The organism is Streptomyces sp. NPDC059455, from assembly GCF_042750115.1.
GTDB classification, from domain to species: Bacteria; Actinomycetota; Actinomycetes; order Streptomycetales; family Streptomycetaceae; genus Streptomyces; species Streptomyces endocoffeicus.
The window spans coordinates 1-17,621 of the sequence record NZ_JBHYVB010000033.1 but is presented as its reverse complement, the minus strand read 5'-3'; the positions used below and the strand labels follow the sequence as shown (position 1 = coordinate 17,621).

At 71.8% G+C, this 17,621-nt stretch carries 19 protein-coding genes and 1 pseudogene; 12 read left to right on the top strand and 8 right to left on the bottom strand.

Going from position 1 to position 17,621, the window contains the following annotated elements; translation table 11 throughout:
- The first annotated feature begins 66 nt into the window (after nt 1-66).
- Nucleotides 67-291, top strand: coding sequence for a hypothetical protein (locus ACFXB5_RS14535; RefSeq protein WP_385207147.1), 225 nt, complete (start codon nt 67-69; stop codon nt 289-291).
- Nucleotides 292-371: 80 nt separating this feature from the next.
- On the opposite strand, the gene ACFXB5_RS14530 is transcribed toward ACFXB5_RS14535, so the two are convergent.
- The 3 genes from ACFXB5_RS14530 to ACFXB5_RS14520 form a co-directional block, all read right to left on the bottom strand.
- Nucleotides 372-620, bottom strand: coding sequence for a hypothetical protein (locus ACFXB5_RS14530; RefSeq protein ID WP_385206984.1), 249 nt, complete (start codon nt 618-620; stop codon nt 372-374).
- 208 nt (nt 621-828) lie between these two features.
- Nucleotides 829-1,089: a hypothetical protein gene (locus ACFXB5_RS14525; protein WP_385206981.1), complete on the bottom strand. Its 261-nt coding sequence runs from the start codon at nt 1,087-1,089 to the stop codon at nt 829-831.
- A 127-nt stretch (nt 1,090-1,216) separates the two neighbouring features.
- Nucleotides 1,217-2,164, bottom strand: coding sequence for a hypothetical protein (locus ACFXB5_RS14520; RefSeq protein WP_385206979.1), 948 nt, complete (start codon nt 2,162-2,164; stop codon nt 1,217-1,219).
- 427 nt (nt 2,165-2,591) lie between these two features.
- On the opposite strand from ACFXB5_RS14520, the gene ACFXB5_RS14515 reads away from it, so the two are divergent.
- Nucleotides 2,592-3,260 carry a pentapeptide repeat-containing protein gene (locus ACFXB5_RS14515; protein ID WP_385206976.1) on the top strand — a complete coding sequence of 223 codons (669 nt, stop codon included), beginning with the start codon at nt 2,592-2,594 and terminating at the stop codon, nt 3,258-3,260.
- A gap of 27 nt (nt 3,261-3,287) precedes the next feature.
- On the opposite strand, the gene ACFXB5_RS14510 is transcribed toward ACFXB5_RS14515, so the two are convergent.
- The 3 genes from ACFXB5_RS14510 to ACFXB5_RS14500 form a co-directional block, all read right to left on the bottom strand.
- The gene (locus ACFXB5_RS14510; RefSeq protein WP_385207141.1) at nt 3,288-4,049 is read right to left on the bottom strand and encodes an ArsR/SmtB family transcription factor; all 762 of its coding nucleotides are present in this window, start codon (nt 4,047-4,049) and stop codon (nt 3,288-3,290) included.
- An 87-nt stretch (nt 4,050-4,136) separates the two neighbouring features.
- Nucleotides 4,137-4,643 (bottom strand): DUF664 domain-containing protein, encoded by a 507-nt coding sequence (locus ACFXB5_RS14505; RefSeq protein WP_201852112.1) that lies wholly within the window; start codon nt 4,641-4,643, stop codon nt 4,137-4,139.
- Between the two features lie 86 nt (nt 4,644-4,729).
- On the bottom strand, nt 4,730-5,551 hold the full coding sequence (locus tag ACFXB5_RS14500; RefSeq protein WP_385206973.1) for a maleylpyruvate isomerase family mycothiol-dependent enzyme: 822 nt from the start codon (nt 5,549-5,551) through the stop codon (nt 4,730-4,732).
- A gap of 221 nt (nt 5,552-5,772) precedes the next feature.
- Here ACFXB5_RS14500 and ACFXB5_RS14495 point away from each other — a divergent pair, with 221 nt between their 5' ends.
- Genes ACFXB5_RS14495 through ACFXB5_RS14470 form a run of 6 tightly spaced genes read left to right on the top strand, consistent with a single transcriptional unit; the run spans nt 5,773 to nt 11,628 of the window.
- A complete protein-coding gene (locus tag ACFXB5_RS14495; protein WP_385206970.1) occupies nt 5,773-6,504 on the top strand; it encodes a dienelactone hydrolase family protein in 732 nt (243 codons plus the stop codon).
- A 29-nt stretch (nt 6,505-6,533) separates the two neighbouring features.
- Nucleotides 6,534-7,517, top strand: coding sequence for an ABC transporter substrate-binding protein (locus ACFXB5_RS14490; RefSeq protein ID WP_385206967.1), 984 nt, complete (start codon nt 6,534-6,536; stop codon nt 7,515-7,517).
- A complete protein-coding gene (locus ACFXB5_RS14485) occupies nt 7,514-8,332 on the top strand; it encodes an ABC transporter permease (RefSeq protein ID WP_385206964.1) in 819 nt (272 codons plus the stop codon). The genes ACFXB5_RS14490 and ACFXB5_RS14485 overlap by 4 nt, the downstream gene beginning before the upstream one ends.
- A complete protein-coding gene (locus tag ACFXB5_RS14480; protein WP_385206961.1) occupies nt 8,329-9,153 on the top strand; it encodes an ABC transporter permease in 825 nt (274 codons plus the stop codon). The genes ACFXB5_RS14485 and ACFXB5_RS14480 overlap by 4 nt, the downstream gene beginning before the upstream one ends.
- 56 nt (nt 9,154-9,209) lie before the next feature.
- A complete protein-coding gene (mdlC, locus tag ACFXB5_RS14475; RefSeq protein ID WP_385206958.1) occupies nt 9,210-10,844 on the top strand; it encodes a benzoylformate decarboxylase in 1,635 nt (544 codons plus the stop codon).
- 7 nt (nt 10,845-10,851) lie between these two features.
- Nucleotides 10,852-11,628 carry an ABC transporter ATP-binding protein gene (locus tag ACFXB5_RS14470; RefSeq protein WP_385206955.1) on the top strand — a complete coding sequence of 259 codons (777 nt, stop codon included), beginning with the start codon at nt 10,852-10,854 and terminating at the stop codon, nt 11,626-11,628.
- On the opposite strand, the gene ACFXB5_RS14465 is transcribed toward ACFXB5_RS14470, so the two are convergent.
- A complete protein-coding gene (locus ACFXB5_RS14465; RefSeq protein WP_385206951.1) occupies nt 11,625-14,318 on the bottom strand; it encodes a carbohydrate-binding protein in 2,694 nt (897 codons plus the stop codon). The genes ACFXB5_RS14470 and ACFXB5_RS14465 overlap by 4 nt on opposite strands.
- Before the next feature lie 411 nt (nt 14,319-14,729).
- Nucleotides 14,730-14,822: pseudogene (locus ACFXB5_RS14460) on the bottom strand (IclR family transcriptional regulator); the annotation flags it as partial.
- 343 nt (nt 14,823-15,165) lie between these two features.
- Here ACFXB5_RS14460 and ACFXB5_RS14455 point away from each other — a divergent pair.
- From ACFXB5_RS14455 to ACFXB5_RS14440, 4 genes are all read left to right on the top strand, one after another.
- On the top strand, nt 15,166-15,783 hold the full coding sequence (locus ACFXB5_RS14455) for a TetR/AcrR family transcriptional regulator (protein ID WP_385207138.1): 618 nt from the start codon (nt 15,166-15,168) through the stop codon (nt 15,781-15,783).
- The gene (locus ACFXB5_RS14450) at nt 15,780-15,980 is read left to right on the top strand and encodes a ferredoxin (RefSeq protein WP_385206948.1); all 201 of its coding nucleotides are present in this window, start codon (nt 15,780-15,782) and stop codon (nt 15,978-15,980) included. The genes ACFXB5_RS14455 and ACFXB5_RS14450 overlap by 4 nt, the downstream gene beginning before the upstream one ends.
- Nucleotides 15,977-16,114, top strand: coding sequence for a hypothetical protein (locus tag ACFXB5_RS14445; RefSeq protein ID WP_385206945.1), 138 nt, complete (start codon nt 15,977-15,979; stop codon nt 16,112-16,114). The genes ACFXB5_RS14450 and ACFXB5_RS14445 overlap by 4 nt, the downstream gene beginning before the upstream one ends.
- A 146-nt stretch (nt 16,115-16,260) precedes the next feature.
- The gene (locus ACFXB5_RS14440) at nt 16,261-17,496 is read left to right on the top strand and encodes a cytochrome P450 (RefSeq protein WP_385206942.1); all 1,236 of its coding nucleotides are present in this window, start codon (nt 16,261-16,263) and stop codon (nt 17,494-17,496) included.
- Nucleotides 17,497-17,621: the final 125 nt, after the last annotated feature.

Genomic DNA, 17,621 nt, shown 5'->3' with positions numbered 1-17,621 from the left:
GGGCTTTAGGTGGGTTGGCGCGGGGTTGTGGGGTGTTTGTTCGCCGCGGCCTCGTACAGGTTAAGGATGGGCGATCTGTCGACCCGCCTAGTGGTCGGCGCCGGGCTGTGGCCCCCGACCACCGCCTTCGCCGACCGCACCGGGTACTTCCCAGGCCCGGTGGCCGCGCTGCGCACCCTGAAGTCGGATGTCGTCGTCGGGCTCGACGAGCGGACCGTGGCCGCGCTGGACGCGCATGAGGACCACTGGCGCACCAGCGGCGCCCATGCGCTGATCCAGGTACGGCGGTGAGGCACGCGCTCCCCTTGCCCCGGAGGGCCGAGGGGAGCGCACGGGGCCGGCGACCGTGGTAGTCGGCCCCTGCCTCTGCATCAGCCGCCGATGTAGTTGACGCAGTTGCTGCCGATCTTCATGTCACCGCTCGGGCCGACGCCGCCGATGGAGGAGGTGGTGCCGGTGGAGGTGTTGCAGTGGTTGTCCTGGACGATGAGGCTGGACAGGTTGAAGCTGGTGGGAACGTCGGAGCCGCCGTAGCCGTCGGCGGCCGCGGTGCCGGTGCCGAGGAGCGCGAGGGCGCCCGCGGTCGCGGCCACCAGAGCGGCCTTCTTCGCGATCTGCATGGATTCCTCCGTGTCGGGTCGCAGAACGAATAAATCTGACGGTCTGATTTAACGAAGGAAGTCCGGGAGAAGTCGGGTAAGCGCACCGGAGAGTGGCCCGTTCGGCGTACGAAGCCATCGGGCCGGAACGGGTGCGCTCCTCCCGCCCCGGAGGAGCGAGAGGAGCGCGGTGGGCCGGTGACGGTGGCCATCGGCCGCTGTTCCTGCGTCAGCCGCCGATGATGTTGGCGCAGGTGCTGCCGATGTTCATCTCGCCCGTCGGGCCGGCGGTGGCGGTGGAGAGGGTGGTGCCGGTGGAGGTGTTGCAGTGGTTGCTCTGGAAGATGAAGCTGCTGACGTCGAAGCTGGTGGGGGTGCTGGTGCTTCTGTCGGAGCCGCCGTAGCCGTTGGCGGCCGCGGTGCCGGTGCCGAGGAGCGCAAGGGCGCCTGCGGTCGCGGCCACCAGGGCGGCCTTCTTCGCGATCTGCATGGATTCCTCCGTGTCGGGTCGCAGAGTGAATAGATCTGACAGTCCGATTTAACGGAGGGGGCCCCGGGAAAACGCGCTCAGCACACCGGAGAATGGGCCATCCGGCGCACGTAATCGCCCTCCGGTGTCAGTTGAGGCGGATACCCACGGAGTAGGCCGTGATCGTGCTCGGGTCGGACACATGGTGGTCCTTGGCGGCCGCGCTGTAGCTCGGCGTCTGGGTGGTGGCCGGTTCGAGCCTCCAGAGCAGATTGCCGCTGCCCCGGTAGTGCACCTCCGCGCCGCCACCGGTCAGCGCGAAACCGGGCTCCACGGACGCCACGGCGGCCGGGTGCGGGGACTGGCCGGAGTCGGCCCGGGTGAAGCTGTTGGACACGAACCCCACCGGGAGAAAGCGCCGGAGCCCGATGGCGAACACCCGGATGTTGGCGGGATCGGAGACCAGATGGTCCTTCGACCGGGCCTTCCAGGAGGTCTCGGTCGAGGGGAAGGAGGCGGTGGCGAGATTGCCGCCGCCGTGCCAGTCCACCCGGAACCCGCCGCCGACGAGGACGTACTCATCCGACGATGGAAGACCGGCCTCGGCCTCCGGATGCGGGGCCACCCCGCTGTCCGCGCGTGCTACGTGCACCGACCGCAGCAGCTGGTCCCGGCTCATCCCGGCGATCTTCAGGCCGATGACGTACGAGACCAGCTCATGCGCCTGCGCGTCGATATGGTCCTTCGAGCTGACGGTCCAGCCCGACAGGTCGTCCGTGGGATACGACGCGGTCAGCAACGCCCCGTTGGGGTATTCCGCCGCGGTGGCCCCGCCGCCGATGGCGATCATGTCGCCGTCGCCGACGAGGACCGTCTCATCGACCCAGTGCTGCTGAGGGGGATTGCCCTGGTGCGAGAAGACCGAGACGGTCACCAGGCCCGAAGCGTCCTTGAAGGTGTTGAGCCGCGTTCCCACCGAGTTCAGCACCCGTCTTGGCCGCCGCGCCGTCGGCGTGGCCGCGGCGGCGGTCGTGAACCCGCCACCCACCGCTCCCACGGCTGCCGCGCCCGCGACGGTCGTCGCTGCCCTCAGCATGTCCCTTCGGCTGCGCATCGCCCGCGTCAACCTGCCTTCCGTCATCACTGCGCCTGACCCGTCGTCAGGGCGAGTAGAAAGTTAGCCGGGTCACCGAACTCAGGGATATTCCCTGAAATGACGGATTGACAGCGCATTGCGCCATGGGCTAAAAGATCGTGGCCGACTCCCGACTCGGCCGCTACCTGGAAGAAACCCCTCCGGTGCGGGTGCCGACCCGCGCCCGGAGACCGCTCCCGGGGCGGTGGAGGAGGGTGGCAGGGCGGCAGGTTGTCCTGTTCGGTGCGGTTGAACGACATGCCACTCGGCCAATCTTCGGTTCACGGCGGTCGGTGGCCGTCCCTGCCATGGCCTCGGCGGGGTTGTCGGTCGCGGATGGCAGTATCGGCCTCGTACGCGCTCCGCCCCCAGGAAAGTGAGCCCTCGCATGGTGCCGTCCCCCCGTGACCTCGCCGATCTGCCCTTCGCGGACCATCTGCGTCCGTTCGGCGGGGACTTGGCGGAAGGGGGCGACTACGACACCGTTCATCTGGACGGCGACTCCTTCGACGGGGCCGTATGCGACCGGGCCCGGTTCCTCGAGTCCGCGTTCTCCTCGGTGACCTTCACCGGGGGCCGTGGCCGTGGGGCCCGGTTCAATGAGGTGTGGCTGGACGGGGTGCGATGGGTGGGCACCGATCTGGCGGACACCGAGTGGCTGGACGGCGAGCTCAACGGCTGTGTGCTGGCCGGTCTTGAGATGTTCTCCGCGCGGCTGCACCGGGTGACCTTGCACCGGTGCAAGCTGGAATCGGTGAACCTCCGCACCGCCACGCTGCGGAACGTCACCTTCGTGGACTGTCTGCTGCGCGATGTGGACCTCGGCGGCGCGGGGCTGACGGAGGTGGCGTTTCCGGGGTCGGCGCTGGAGGGTGTGCGGTTCGGCAAGGCGCGGATGGCGAAGGTCGATCTGCGCGAGGCCACTCGGCTGGAGATCACCGACGGTTATGACGCGCTGGGCGGCGCCACCATCGGCAGCGGGCAGTTGATGGAGCTCGCGCCGATGCTCGCCGACGCCTTGGGGATCACGGTCCGGGACGGTGGGGCCGCACGCTGAGCCCCCACGTCCCACGGTGGCCGAGGTTCACTGGGGGATCAGCCAGGGCTGCTGCGGCAGCGGGCTCCCCGTCTCGATCAGCGACTTCAGATTGGACAGCACCGCGGCCCAGCCACCGGCCGCCGCGGTCCGCTCGGCCTCGTCGGCCAGGTTCTCATGGGTCACGGTCAGCCGGACGATGTCGCCGTGCGGCTGGATGTCGAAGGTGACCCGGGAGGGCTCGGCGGTGGCATCGGCGTCGGGCGCGGCCCAGGTGGTCACCAGCCGGGTGGGCGGTGAGCTCTCCACGACCGTGCCGACGACATCGGCGGTGCCGGAGCCGTCCGTCCGCTGATGCTCCCACGGGGAGCCGACGTGCCAGTCCGACACATTGCTGTGGCCCCAGTACTCGGCCGTGAGGTCGGCATCGGTCAGCGCGTGCCAGACCTTCTCCGGTGTGCTCTCGATGTAGATGACGTACACGAACGCCGGCTTGTCGGCCATCGCTTCCTCCGCTTGTCGCTTCACCAGGCTGAGCGCGCGCAGTCGCGGGCGCTCGAACTTGTCGATCCAGCGCTCCTGGATCTCATTGAGGGGGACGGGATTGAGGTAGTGGAGTTTTTCGCGGCCCCGCCGCACCGTGCTGACCAGGTTGGCGGCCTCGAGAACGGCCAGATGCTGGGTCGCCGACTGGCGGGTCATCTCCAGCCGCCGGCACAGCTCGCCCAGCGTCTGGCCGTTGTGCTCATGCAGCCGGTCCAGCAGATACCGCCGGGTCTGGTCGGCCAGCGCCTTGAAGACCTTGTCCATCTCTGAGCTCACACCGAACGTTATGCAGGTGATTGCCTGCATGTCAATGCGAGCGATGCGACGGCCCGTGTTCCCGGTGATTTCGCGCTATCGCCTGCGGACCGCGCCGCGGATGAACGCCGCCTGCCCGGCGTGCTGCAGATCGTCCGCGGCCACGCTGACCAGCCGGACGCCGAGGGTCACCGCCGGGGTCCACCGCTCGTCCACGATCCGGTCGAGATCGGAGTCGCGCAGGCCGCGCACGAACGCCAGGGTGTTCTCGTGGACGGCGTCGTAGTACCCGGTGAGCAGCTCGGCGTCCGCCCGCACCGCCGCCACGTCCTTGCTCCGGTGGCCGTAGCCGGTGGCCTCGGGCGGGAACGGCAGGCCGAACCGCTCGGCCCAGCCCTCGGACGTCCACAGCTGCTCGGTGCCCGCGGCGTCGGCGATGTGGTCGTCCTGGACCCGGGTCAGATGCCACACCAGCCAGGCGATCGAATTGGCCCCGCTGTCGAGCCGTACGGCCAACTCGTCCTCCGAGAGCCCGTCCACGGCCGACTGCACCTCCTCGCGTACCCGCTCGAAGGCGTCGGCCAGCAGATCGGCGCTGTTCATTCGCGGCTCCCTCGCTCGTGGTCGGCTCCCGGCCATGGTCGCACCCCGCGGCCCCGGCCACGGGGTGCCGACTCGCCGGACGCGGTTCACACGGGCGGGACGAGGGTGAAGTAGCGGTCGAGCACCGCCTGGTCGCCGGTCACCTTGTCGAGCCGGTCCGCGGGGAGCCGCTGCCACAGGAACAGCATCAGGTCCGACGCGGTCCCGGCCAGCTCGACATCGGGGGGCGCCCCGCCGGTGTCCTCGTCCGCCGCGCCGGTGGTGAGCCGTACGTCGGCGCCGTCGAAGCGGACCGTCCACAGGTCCGGACCGTCGGTCCGGCGGAACCGGAAACGCTCGCCCGCCCCGGGCGGGGCCTCCCGCCACGCCCGCCGGGCCGGGGCCATCACCTCGAAGGTCTGGGCCACGGCGTCCACCGCGAGGCCGGGCTCCACCGGCCGGGCCCACCCGCCGAGCGCCTGCTCGGCGTCCCAGCGGTGCAGGGCCGCCTCGATGGTCTGCATCCGCAGCCAGAAGCCCGCGGTGTGCTCCGCCGACCACGTCCACACCGCCAGCCCCGGATCCTCGCTCCGGAACAGCGCCTCGAGCCGCGCGGCCCCCTCGGCGAACCAGTCGACGAGGCTCACCGGCACCGGGCCGTGATGCGGCCCGCCCGTGGGCGCCGGCCAGCCCTCGCGGTCCTCGGGAAGCTCGAAGAGGGTGGCGTCCGTGATGTCCGGCTGCCGGTCGAGCCGCTTCCGGATGACGCGGGCGACCAGGCGATGCACCCCGCCCAGGTGCAGCACCAGATCCGACATCGTCCAGTCGGGGCAGGAGGGGATCAGCGGCGCGTCCGCCCCGTCGGCGGCGCCACGGGCCGCCTGCTCGAACGCCACGATCTCACGGTGGAAATGGGCTGAATAGTCCATGGGCCGCACTCTGCCAGGCGGCGACCGCAGTTGCCATACACCGCCCGGCCACTCGGTACGCCTTCGCTGTCGGCAGACCGAATCGGCCCCCGGCGAAGCCGCACGGGCCCGGCGCACCGCCGCTGTTAGCTTCCCCCCATCCGGCTCGAAACCCGGGAACGCCCGGGAACACCCACTTCGACGCCCGGGAACGCCAAGACCAAGGAGAGGGAAGCGCGGCGATGGTGATGACCAGACGCATCGAATACCCCGTGGACGGCACCACCATGGTGGGCCATCTGGCGCTGCCCGGGGGCACGGACCGGCGCCCCGCCGTGCTGATCGCCCATGAGGGCCCCGGCATCACCGACCACCAGCGCGAGCGCGCCGACCGGCTCGCCGAACTCGGCTATGTGGCCTTCGCCCTCGACTACCACGGCGGCGGACGGTTCATCGAGGACCGCGAGGAGATGTTCGCCCGGATCGACGAACTGCTCGCCGATCCCGACCGCATGCGCGCCCTCACCGGGGCCGGGCTCGCGGTGCTGACCGCGGAACCCCGGGCCGACGCCTCGCGGCTGGCCGCCATCGGCTACTGCCTGGGCGGCACCATGGCCCTCGAACTCGCCCGGAGCGGCGCGGACCTCAAGGCCGTGGTCGGCTTCCACCCCGGTCTGACGAGCGCCCGGCCCGAGGACGCCGCCAACATCACCGGGAAGGTCCTGGTCTGCGTGGGGTCCGAGGACCCGTTCATCCCGGTCGAGCAGCGTCTGGCCTTCGAGGCGGAGATGCGGGCCGCCGGAGTGGACTGGCGCATGCATCTCCACGGCGGCGCGCTGCACAGCTTCACCCACCCCGGCCTCGACCCCGATCCCGTGGCCCGCCCGGGGATCGGCTACCACCGGCCCTCCGCCGAGCGGGCCTGGCGGGCGATGCTCGACCTGTTCGACGAGGTGTTCCCGACCATGGTGTGAACAGCGCACGGCCCCTATCGTGAAATGCCATGAGAGACCAACTGCGCTTCCCCCCGGCAAAGTTGGCCGCGGCCGCCACGGTCACCGCCGTGCTTCTCGCCGGATGTGGCGGCTCCGACGAGGACTCCGGCGCCGGGGGCGGGCCGGAGAAGAAGACGATCACGGTGGCCGGACTGCCGCTCGCCGATGTCGCCGCCCTGCACATCGCCATGGACCGCAGGCTCTTCGAGAAGGAGGGGCTGAACGTCCGCGTCCAGCCGGTCCAGCAGAGCGTCCAGGCGCTGCCCGCGCTCGCCCACGGCCAGGTGGACGTCATCGGCGGCGCCAACTTCGTGACGTTTCTCCAGGCCCGTGAGAAGGGCACTCTGGCCACCCGGGTGCTGGCCGAGGGCGCGCGCAACGCCCCGCACATGATGGATGTGCTGGTGCCCGCCGACTCCAAGATCAAGGAGCCGCGGGACCTCGAGGGCAAGAAGGTCGCGGTCAACATCCTCAACAACATCCAGTCGCTCACCCTCAACGCCACCCTCGGCAAGGCCGGGATCGGCCGGCCCGAGTACCGGCAGGTGCCGTTCCCGCAGATGGGCTCGGTGCTGGAGCGGGGCCAGGTGGACGCCGTGCACGCCGCCGAGCCCTTCGCCACCGCGCTCAAGCGCGAGCTGAAGGCCCGTACGGTGGTCGACGGCAACGCGGCGCCCGTCGCCGGACTGCCGCTCAGCGGCTATGTCACCACCGACACCTTCATTGACAAGTACCCCAAGACCGCCGCCGCCTTCCAGCGCGCCATCTCCGCCGCCCAGGCCGTGGCCGCCAAGGACCGTGGCGCCGTGGAGAAGGCGCTGCCCGGCTATACGAAGATCAAGCCGGAGGAGGCCGCCGCCATCGGCCTGCCCGACTATCCGGCCACCTCCAGCGCCGCCCAGCTGAAGCGGCTCATCTCCCTGATGCGGGCGCAGAAGCTGCTCACCAAGGACCTCGACCCCGCCGCCGTCCTCTACCAGCCCACCGGGTGAGCCCCCCGACGGCCGGGCGGGCCGGGCGGAAGCGCACCGGGCGGGCCAGGAACGCGCTGCTCGGCGCCGTCGGCGTGCTCGTGGCCTTCGCCGCCTGCGAGGCCCTGGGCCGCTCCGGGATGGTGCGGAGCGCCTTCCTGCCGCCCGCCTCAGAGGTGCTGGTACGGGCCGTCGAACTCGGCGGCGACACCGCCTTCCTGAACGGTGTCGGCGCCACCCTCGAGGCATGGGTCACCGGGCTCGCTCTCGCCTGCGCCCTCGGGATCCCCCTCGGGCTGCTGCTGGGCAGTGTGCCGACGGCCGCGCAGGCCGCACGGGTGCTGATCGAATTCCTGCGCCCGGTGCCGTCGGTGGCCCTCATCCCCCTGGTGTCGCTGCTGCTCGGCGCCGGCAGCGAGACCACGGTCGCCCTCGTCACCTACGCGTGTGTCTGGCCCGTGCTGTTCAACACCGTCTACGGGCTCGGCGAGACCGATCCGCTGGCCAAGGACACGCTGCGCGCCTTCGGCTTCGGGCGGCTCGCCGTCCTGCTGCGGGCCGGTCTGCCCTCGGCCGCCCCGTTCATCGCCGCCGGGGTGCGCATCGCGGCGGCCACCGCCCTGATCCTCGCCGTGGCCAGCGAGATCCTCGCCGGATTCGGCGAGGGTCTTGGCACCTTCATCGCCCAGGCGGGCATGGCCACCGACGGCACCCGCGATGTGCTGGCCGGAGTGGTGTGGGCGGGAGCGCTCGGCCTCGTCATCAACCTGGCGCTCACCGCGGTCGAACGGCGGCTGTTCCCCTGGGCGCCCGAGCACCGCGGGAGCCGCGCATGACCGCGCCGGCCACCCCGCTCGGGGCCGCACGGCGGCTGCCCCGGACCCTCGCGCTGCGGCTCGGCGTCCCGGTGCTGGCGGTGGTGCTGTGGCAACTCGCCGCGCGGGCCCACGGCAGCGTCTTCTTCCCGACGCCCGCCCGCATCGTCGACCACGGCTATCACCTGTGGTTCTCCGGCCCCGCCGAACGGGCGTTCCTCACCGACGCGGCGGTCCGCGATCTGCTGCCCAGCCTCGGCCGGGTGCTCGCCGGATTCGCCCTCGCCGCGGCCGGTGGCATCGTGCTGGGGCTCGCTCTGGGCCGCTCGCGCACCGTGTACGCGCTGTGCGATCCGGTGCTGCAGTTCGCCCGCGCCGTGCCTCCGCCCGCGCTGGTGCCCGTCTTCGTCGTGGTCTTCGACCTCGGCACGCCGATGCAGCTCGCCTCCATCGTCTTCGGCGCCATCTGGCCCGTACTGATCAACACGGCCGAGGGGGTCCGGGGCATCGACCCGCTGCGGCTGGACGTCGCCGCCACCGTGCGGATGCGGCCCGCCGAGCGGATCGTGCTGCTGTATCTGCCCGCCGCGCTTCCGCGCATCTTCGCCGGGCTGCGGCTGAGCCTGTCGCTCTCGCTCATCCTGATGGTGTTCTCGGAGCTGCTGCCCGGCACCGCCGACGGCATAGGCTTCACGCTCACCGACGCGCAGACCCGCTCCGATCTGCTCACGGTGTGGGCGGTGATGGTGCTGCTCGGCGCGCTCGGGCATCTGCTCAACAGCGCGCTGCTCGCCGTCGAGCGCCTGGCTCTCGGCAGACACCGCGCGGCGCACCGCACCTGACCACCCATAGCACCCGCACGCGGGACACGCCCCCACCCAGCAGAGGAGGTGGCCCCATGGCCGAGCCCACCGCCCACCCCCCGACCACCACGGTCCGCGAGGCGGTGCTGGCACTGTGCCGCGCCACCGGGATGACGACCGTCTTCGGCAACCCCGGCTCCACCGAACTGCGGATGTTCCGCGACTGGCCCGAGGACTTCCGCTATGTGCTCGGTTTGCAGGAGTCCACCGCCGTCGCCATGGCCGCGGGCCACGCCCTGGGCACCGGGCGGGCGGCGCTGGTCAGCCTGCACTCCGCCGGGGGAGTGGGCCACTCCCTGGGAGCGGTGTTCAACGCCTACCGGGACCGGGTCCCGGTGGTGATCATCGCGGGGCAGCAGTCCCGTGCGCTGCTCCCGCTGCGGCCCTTCCTCGGCGCCGACGAACCGGCCCGGTTCCCGCGCCCGTATGTGAAGTTCAGCAGGCAGCCGGAGCGGGCCGCCGATGTGCCCGCCGCGCTCGCCGAGGCCCACCGCGTCGCCATGAGCCACCCCCGGGGCCCGGTCTTCCTCTCCGTACCGGAGGACGACTGGGACCGCCCCGCCGAGCCGGTCGCCCCGCGCACCGTGCACGGCGGCTACACCGCCGACCCCGCCGCGCTCACCGGCCTCGCCCGAGCACTCGACGCCTCGGCGCGCCCCGCGCTGGTCGTCGGGCCGGGCGTGGACGACGAGCGCGCCGTACGGGAGGTGGCCGAACTGGCCGAGCGGCTGCGGGCGGCGGTGTGGATCAGCCCGCTCTCCGGACGCTCCGGCTTCGACGAACGCCACCCGCTCTTCCAGGGCTTTCTGCCGCCCGTCGCCGACCAGCTGGCGGAGCGGCTGGCCGCCCATGACGTGGTGGTCGCGCTCGGCGCCCCGCTGTTCACCTACCACGTGTACAGCGAGGCCCCACCGCTCGCCGACGGCACCGAGCTGTACCACCTCGACTGCGACCCCGCGCAGGCCGCCTGGCTCCCGGTGGGCACCAGCATCGTCACCACCCTCCGCCCCGCCCTGCGCACCCTCACCGATCTCGTCCGGCCCGCCGACCGGCCCGCGCCACCGCCGCGGCCCGCCCCCGAGCCGGTGCCGGCCACTTCGGCGGAGGAGATCTCCCCCGAGCTGGTGATGGACCTGCTGCGCGAGCGGCTGCCCCGGAACACCGTGCTGGTGGAGGAGACCCCCAGCCACCGCGACGCCCTCCACGCCCGCCTCCCCGTCAGCGGTGAGGGCCGCTTCCTCACCACCGGCAGCGGGGCGCTGGGCTGGGGGCTGCCGCTCGCGGTCGGCCGCGCCCTCGCGGACGGCGAACGCGTGGTGTGCGTCGTCGGCGACGGCTCGGCGCTCTACTCGGTGCAGGCCCTGTGGACCGCGGCCCGGCACCGCGCCCCGGTGAGCTACGTCCTGCTCGACAACGGCGGCTACAGCGCGGTCAAGGCGCTGGGCCACCGCATCGGCATCTCACCCGTGCCGGGCACCGACATCGGCGGCATCGACTTCGCCGCGCTCGCCGGGTCCTTCGGCTGCCCGGCCGAACGGGTGGACCGCCCCGACCACCTCTCCAAGGCCCTCGACCGGGCCCTCGCCCTCGGCCGTGACGACGGCCCCCTGCTGCTCCAGGTCCGGGTCCCCGCCGACGACTCCCCGGCGTACGAGCCCTGGGCCCGGTGAGGCGGACATGCTGCGGATCGACCGACTCAGCCATCGCTACGGCGACGGCCCCGATGTGCTCCGGGACATCGAACTCACCGTCCCCGACGGGCAGTTGCTGACCCTGGTCGGCCCATCCGGCTGTGGCAAGTCCACCCTGCTGCGCTGTGTCGCGGGCCTGATCCGCCCCTCCGCCGGGCGGATCACCCTGGACGGGGAGGTGGTGGACGGCGTCCCGGACCGGCTCGGAGTGGTCTTCCAGGACTACAGCCGCTCGCTCTTCCCCTGGCTCTCGGTGCGGGAGAACGTCGCCCTTCCGCTGCGGCGGCGCGGACTGCCCCGCGCGGAACGCCATGCGGCGGCGGTGGCCATGCTGGAGCAGGTGGGCCTGGCCGACGCCGCCCGCCGCCACCCCTGGCAGCTGTCGGGCGGCATGCAGCAGCGTGTCGCGCTCGCCCGCGCCCTGGCCGCCCGGCCCGCGCTGCTGCTGATGGACGAGCCGTTCGGCGCCCTGGACGCCCAGACCCGGGAGGACCTGGAGGATCTGCTGCTGCGGTTGCACCGGGCCGAGGGGATGACGATTCTGCTGGTCACCCATGACATCGACGAGAGCGTCTATGTGGCGGACCGGGTGGTGGTGCTGGCTCCGGAGCCGGGCCGGGTGCGGGCGGACCTGCCGGTGACGCTGCCCGCCGAACGCGACCAGATCACCACCCGGGGACTGCCGGAGTTCATCGCGCTGCGAACGGAGGTGGGGCGCGCGGTACGCCAGGGCGCGGCCACGCCCCCACCTCCTCGCACTTAACGCAACGTCAGCCAGTCCACGGCGGCCACCCGGTGGCCGCCCGTGGCGACGAGATAGACATCATGGGAGCCGGTCACCGTACGGGGGAGACGGACCGAACGCTCCCGCCACTCGTCCGTGCCACCGGTCCCGCGCACCGGAAGCGTGGCCGCCACCGGTCCTTCGGGTGAGTCCAGGCGCAGTCGCAGGGCGCAGGCCCCGCAGCCGCCGGACGCCAGCCGCACCGTCAGCGTGTCCGCGCCCCCGCCGAACCGCACGCCCCGGAAGCCGATCGCGTCCCCCGTTCCGAGGACCGAGGTGGCCGCCTCGCCGCGCTCGGCGCCCCGGACCACCTCGGCGCGCTCCGCCTGAAGGGTGGCGGCCGCGTCGGGACCGTCGGCGTAGAGCCGGACCTCGTTAACCGCCCAGGGGTTCTCGCCCGGCCGCGTCAGCTCGATCCGCAGATAGCGGGCGGTGCGCTGCTCGAAGACCGCGTCCTGGGTGAAGGAGCGGCCGCTGACCCGGGCCACCGGCGTCCCCCAGTGCTCACCGTCGCGGCTGACCGAGACGGTGAAGCCGGCGGGGTGTCCGGTGGCGTCCAGCCCCGCGTCGATCGCCAGTCGGCCGAAGGTCTTCGCGGTGCCGAGATCCACGGTGAGCGACTGACCGGCGGCCTGGGGAGCGTCCCCCTTCCACTGGGTGGTCTGCACCCCGTCGACGGCGGCCGAGGCATCGGCGCCACCCGAGGCGGTCGCCTTCCAGCCGTCGTTGCGGACCCGGGTCTCACAGCCCGCCAGCCGGCAGCCGGACGACCAGATGGGCTCGCCGTACTCGTACGCCCCCTGGTCCGGCCCGCCGCCCCGGACCTCGCCGGTCACCCCGTCGACCTGCTCGCCCGCGTCGATGGCGGGAGAGTCGGCGCGCGGCCAGAGTTCGCCGTTGCGCGCGTCGGTGTAGCGCGGATCGGTCGGCGGCAGCAGGTTGTTCCGTACGACGGGGGCGGGGTCGCCGGGGCCGGAGATCTCCATCGGTGTGAGCGCCACGTCGTTGCTCACATACGTCCCGGTGGCGTCGGTGGCTCCGCTCAGCCGGACGGCGGCGGTGGAAATGCCCGTGCCGTACGAGGAGTTGTGGTCGCGGTTGCCGAGGCTGACGCTGCTGTGGCCGTTGAAGAAGGTGCCGCGGGTGCCGGTGTTGTACGCCACGTTGTGGTGCAGCAGGAAGTTGCCGGAGGAGTTGTCGATGTAGTAGCCCACCTGGCCGTCGGCGTCATGCACGGTGTTGTGGTCCACGCTGGTGCCCTTGGCGTCCAGGTTGCAGCACACATAGAACGGGCTGCCGTCGCGTGAGGTGCGCATCGCCTCGGAGAGGTCGTTGTAGGCGATCCGGTTGTCGTGGAAGGGCACACCGTTCAGCTGCCAGGCGGTGTCGATGCTCGCCCGCCCGGTGCGGCGGATGGTGTTGTGGGTGACGGTCTGGCCACTGCCGTTGACCTCGATACCGGGGGTGTAGCTGCCCATCCAGCCCACGTCGTGGATGTAGTTGCCGGTGACGGTGTTGCCGCTGCCGCGCAGCAGCACCCCCGTGCCCGCGGAGTAGCCGATGTCGCTGTCGCGCAGGGTGTTGCCCTGGCCGAGGATCTGGACACCGGAGTTCAGCACCCGCGAGGCGACGATGTGGCCCTCGCCGGGCGGGATGGCCAGTTCGTCGTCGCGTGGCATGGGAAGCGTGGAGAACTCCGAGATGTAGCGGGCCCGGAGCCCCTCGACCAGCACACCGGTGCTGTCGGCGCCGGTGCGCAGCGAGGTGCCCCACAGCTCGAGACCGCGCACGGTGACATGCGAGCTGCGCGAGAGGTCCACGCCCCAGCTCTCGTACTTCGCGGTCACCGTGTGGCCGGTGACACCGCCCTTGGGCGGGACCAGATAGAGGCGCCGCGCGTCCTTGTCGTAGTACCACTCACCGGGCTGGTCGAGCGTGGCCTTGGCGCCGACCAGGTAGTAGTTGCGGTAGTTCTGGTCGCCCATGCACAGCGGGGTGCAGCGGTAGTTGCCGCCCTTGAAGTCGAGGGCGCCGGGCGATGCGGCGGTCACGGTGCCGGTCTGCTGGCTCCACGGATTGGAACCGGCCCACAGATGGACGGTGGCGCCGGTGAAGTCGCCGTCCGGCAGATCCGGGTCGTCGATGTGCTGATCGGTGGAGGAGCGTTCGGCCACCGCCCAGGACGGATTGAGCGGATCGGAGCCGGAGTTGGGCCAGCGGCCCTCCATGGCGCGCTCGCCGTCCAGGAACAGCGCGTTCTCGCTGCGGTCGAGCGGGAGGTCCACATCGGCGGCCACCAGACCGCCGCCCGCGTCCTTCCAGCCGGTCACCGCCCGCGTCCCGTCGACGGTGACCGGCCCGTCCCCGTACGCCGCCAGGGTGACCGGGGCGTCGGCGCGGCCCGAGGGCGGGGCGACCCGCTCGCGGTAGTTCCCGCGATGGATCAGACAGGTGTCCCCGGGCCCGACCTGTTCGGTGCAGCGGCCGATGGTGCGGAACGGATGGCGCGAGCTGCCGCTGTCGTGGTCGGCGCCCCAGGTGGCGACGTGGTACGTACGGCCCTGCTGCCCCTGCCCGCCCTGCGCCGCCGCGGTGCCCGGTAAAGCCGCGGCGCAGACGGCCATCGCCGCGACGGCGGCCAGGGATATGCGCCTGAGCGTGGATCTCATCTACCGCCTCCAGTGTTCAGGGTCGACCGAAACCTAGGAGAAACATCGGATGAGGTCAACGGATGGAGGCGAATTCATGGTCAGGACTGCGGGAATTCCGCGAGACAGCTCCGATGTCTCTTTTCATAAGTCGACTTATTGACAAAGAGGCATCCGCTCGCCGGGCATGGCCCGCGTATCCCCTGACAGTGCAGCCATCACTGCCATCACTGCCATCACAGGCATCACAGGCATCACAGGCATCACTCGAAACGACGGGCGCTGATCTCCGCCGCGGTGTCGGCCACCAGCCGCCCCCACCGGCCCACCTCGCTCGCGGCGTAGCGGGAGTGGGGCATGGAGATGGCGACGGCGGCGCCGGACCCGCTCCAGCTCCTCGCGCGGCTCCCGCGGATCAGTGATGGTGGCATCGCCGTAGCGGTCCAGCCCGTCCGCGATGACCTCGTCGACCGCGTCGGCGGGGAGGAGGGCGAGGGCCGCGTGGCCGGTGGTCGTGGCGTGCATCGGCGAGGTGTCGCCGACCATGAGACGGTGCTGCTGAGCCGGGACGAGCTGCGCGCCGAACTCGGCTCGGACTACTACCACGGCGCGCTGCTGGATCCGCTCAGGCATCGGCTTCCCGAGGATCCCGGTGCCCTTCTGCAACGGGACGGCCTGGTTTCTGCCGTTCGCCGGGGCGTACTACAAGGCCAAGGACCGGCTCATGTGAGCCGGGTTCTTCAATCAGTTGCTTTATTTAATTCATGCGTTTTAGAGTGACCGCGACAGCTCACAGGAACCACGGAGACTGGAGGCCACGGTGACCGACGCACGCACCGTCCGCTCCGCCGGGACCCGCGAGGCCATCATGGCCGCGGCGGAGCGGCTCTACGCCGAGCACGGCCTGGTCGCGGTGTCGAACCGGCAGATCAGCGAGGCGGCCGGGCAGGGCAATGTCGCCGCGGTCGGCTATCACTTCGGCACCAGGGCGGATCTGGTGCGCGCCATCATGCGCAAGCACTCCGAGGCGATCGAGGAGATCCGGCAGCGGATGGCGGAGGAGACCCGCGGCAGCGAGGAGGTCCGGGACTGGGTCGCCTGCCTGGTGCGCCCCGCCACCGAGCACCTGGCCACCCTGGGCGTGCCCTCATGGTACGCCCGGTTCGCCGTCCAGGTGATGACCGACCCCGTGCTGCGGGCGATCGTCACCGACGAGGCCCTCACCCGGGAGCCGCTGCGGGAGACCCTCTACGGCCTGGGCGGCTGCCTGGACGCGCTGCCCGCCGAGGTGCGGGCCGAACGCGGCGACATGGCCCGCCAGTTGATCACCCACACCTGTGCCGAACGGGAGCGCGCCCTCGCCGAGGGGACCAGTACGCGCCAGCCGTCCTGGGACGACACGGCCGGCGCGCTCACCGACGCCATCACCGGTCTGCTCCTCGCCCCCGTCACCCGTCGTTCCCCAGCCAAGGAGGCCCGGACATGAAGATCACCGTCGACGAGGAGAAGTGCTGCGGCGCGGGCCAGTGTGTGCTCATCGCGCCCGAGGTGTTCGACCAGCGTGAGGAGGACGGCATCGTCGTGCTGCTCGACGCCGAGCCCGCCGACGGGCATCACCCGGCCGTCCGGGAGGCCGCGAGCGTCTGCCCGGCCGCCGCGATCCAGCTGAGCGAGACCACGTGACCACGCCGTCGAGCGTGGTGGTGGCCGGTGTCTCCGCCGCGGGGCTCGGCACCGCCGAGGCGCTGCGGCGCAAGGGCTACCAGGGGCGGCCGCGGCCCTGGGAAGCCCCGGACGCCCTCGCCGACCCCTCCTGACGTCCCACTGGGACCGATCGACGGCCGACTCCGGACCGATCAACGGGGCCCACTCCGGACCGATCAACGGCCCACTGGGGACCGATCGACGGCCCACTCGGGACCGATCAACGGGGCCCACTCCCACCGACCCTCGGAGGAAGACCATGACCACCTCGCCCGTGGCCGACGACGCGTCGGCCGAGATCCCCGCCTTCCCCCAGCCGCGCGCCGCGGTCTGCCCCTTCGACCCGTCCCCGGAGCTGCGCGGGCTGGCGAGCTGGGGCCCGCTGACCCGGGTCCGGTCCTGGAACGACAGCACCCCCTGGGTGGTGACCGGCCACGCCGAGCAGAAGACCCTGCTCTCGGACCCCCGGCTCAGCGCCGACTTCTCCCACCCCGGCTTCCCGAGCCCCGTTCCCCCCACGGGCGGTGAACGGCAATCCACCGACCTGAGCTTCGTCGGTATGGACGATCCGGAGCACGCCCGGCTGCGCCGCATGGTCAGCGGCGCCTTCACCATCAAGCGGGTCGAGGCGATGCGCCCGGTCGTGCAGGAGATGGTGGACGACTTCATCACCCGGATGCTGGCCGGACCGAATCCGGCCGACCTGGTCCAGGCGCTGGCGCTGCCGCTTCCGTCGCTGGTCATCTCCGAACTGCTGGGCGTCCCGTACGAGGACCATGAGTTCTTCCAGACCAACAGCAAGGTCCTCGTGTCCGCCGTTGCCACGCCGGAGGAGCGGGCCGCCGCGCACACCAACCTGTACGGGTATCTGGACCAGTTGGTGGGGGAGAAGCTCGCCCGGCCCGGTGACGATCTGCTCTCCGGGCTCGCCCAGCAGATCACGGCGGGCGAGCTGACCCGCCGTGGGGCCGCCGCGATGGGTGTGCTGCTGCTCCTCGGCGGCCACGAGACCACGGCCAACATGATCACCATGGGGACGCTGCTGCTGCTCCAGCACCCCGAACAGCTCGCCCGCGTCCGCGAGGCCGACGACCCCAAGGTGATCGTCTCCGCGGTGGAGGAACTCCTGCGCTACCTCAGCGTCGTCCACCTCGGACGCCGCCGGACGGCGCTGGAGGACATCGAGGTCGCCGGCCGGACGATCCGGGCCGGTGAGGGGGTGATCCTCCTCGGCGAACTGGCCAACCGGGACCCGGCCGTCTTCCCGGACCCGGACCGGCTGGACATCGGCCGGGACGCCCGCCACCACCAGGCGTTCGGCGTGGGCACCCACCACTGCCTCGGCCAGCCACTGGCCCGGATGGAACTCCAGGTGGTCTACCCCACCCTGTTCCGCCGCGTCCCCACCCTGCGGATGGCGGCGGACCTGGCGGACATCCCCTTCAAGTACGACGCGGTGATCTACGGAGTGTACGAACTCCCCGTCACCTGGTAGCCGTTCCGGCTTCGGGCCTTGAGCAGCGGCGGAACGGCCGGGACCTCCGGCGCGGCGCCGATGTCCTCGGGCGTCAGCGTGAACGCCTCGGGGCAGGCGTCGCGCCGGGGGCGGCCGGGCGGCCG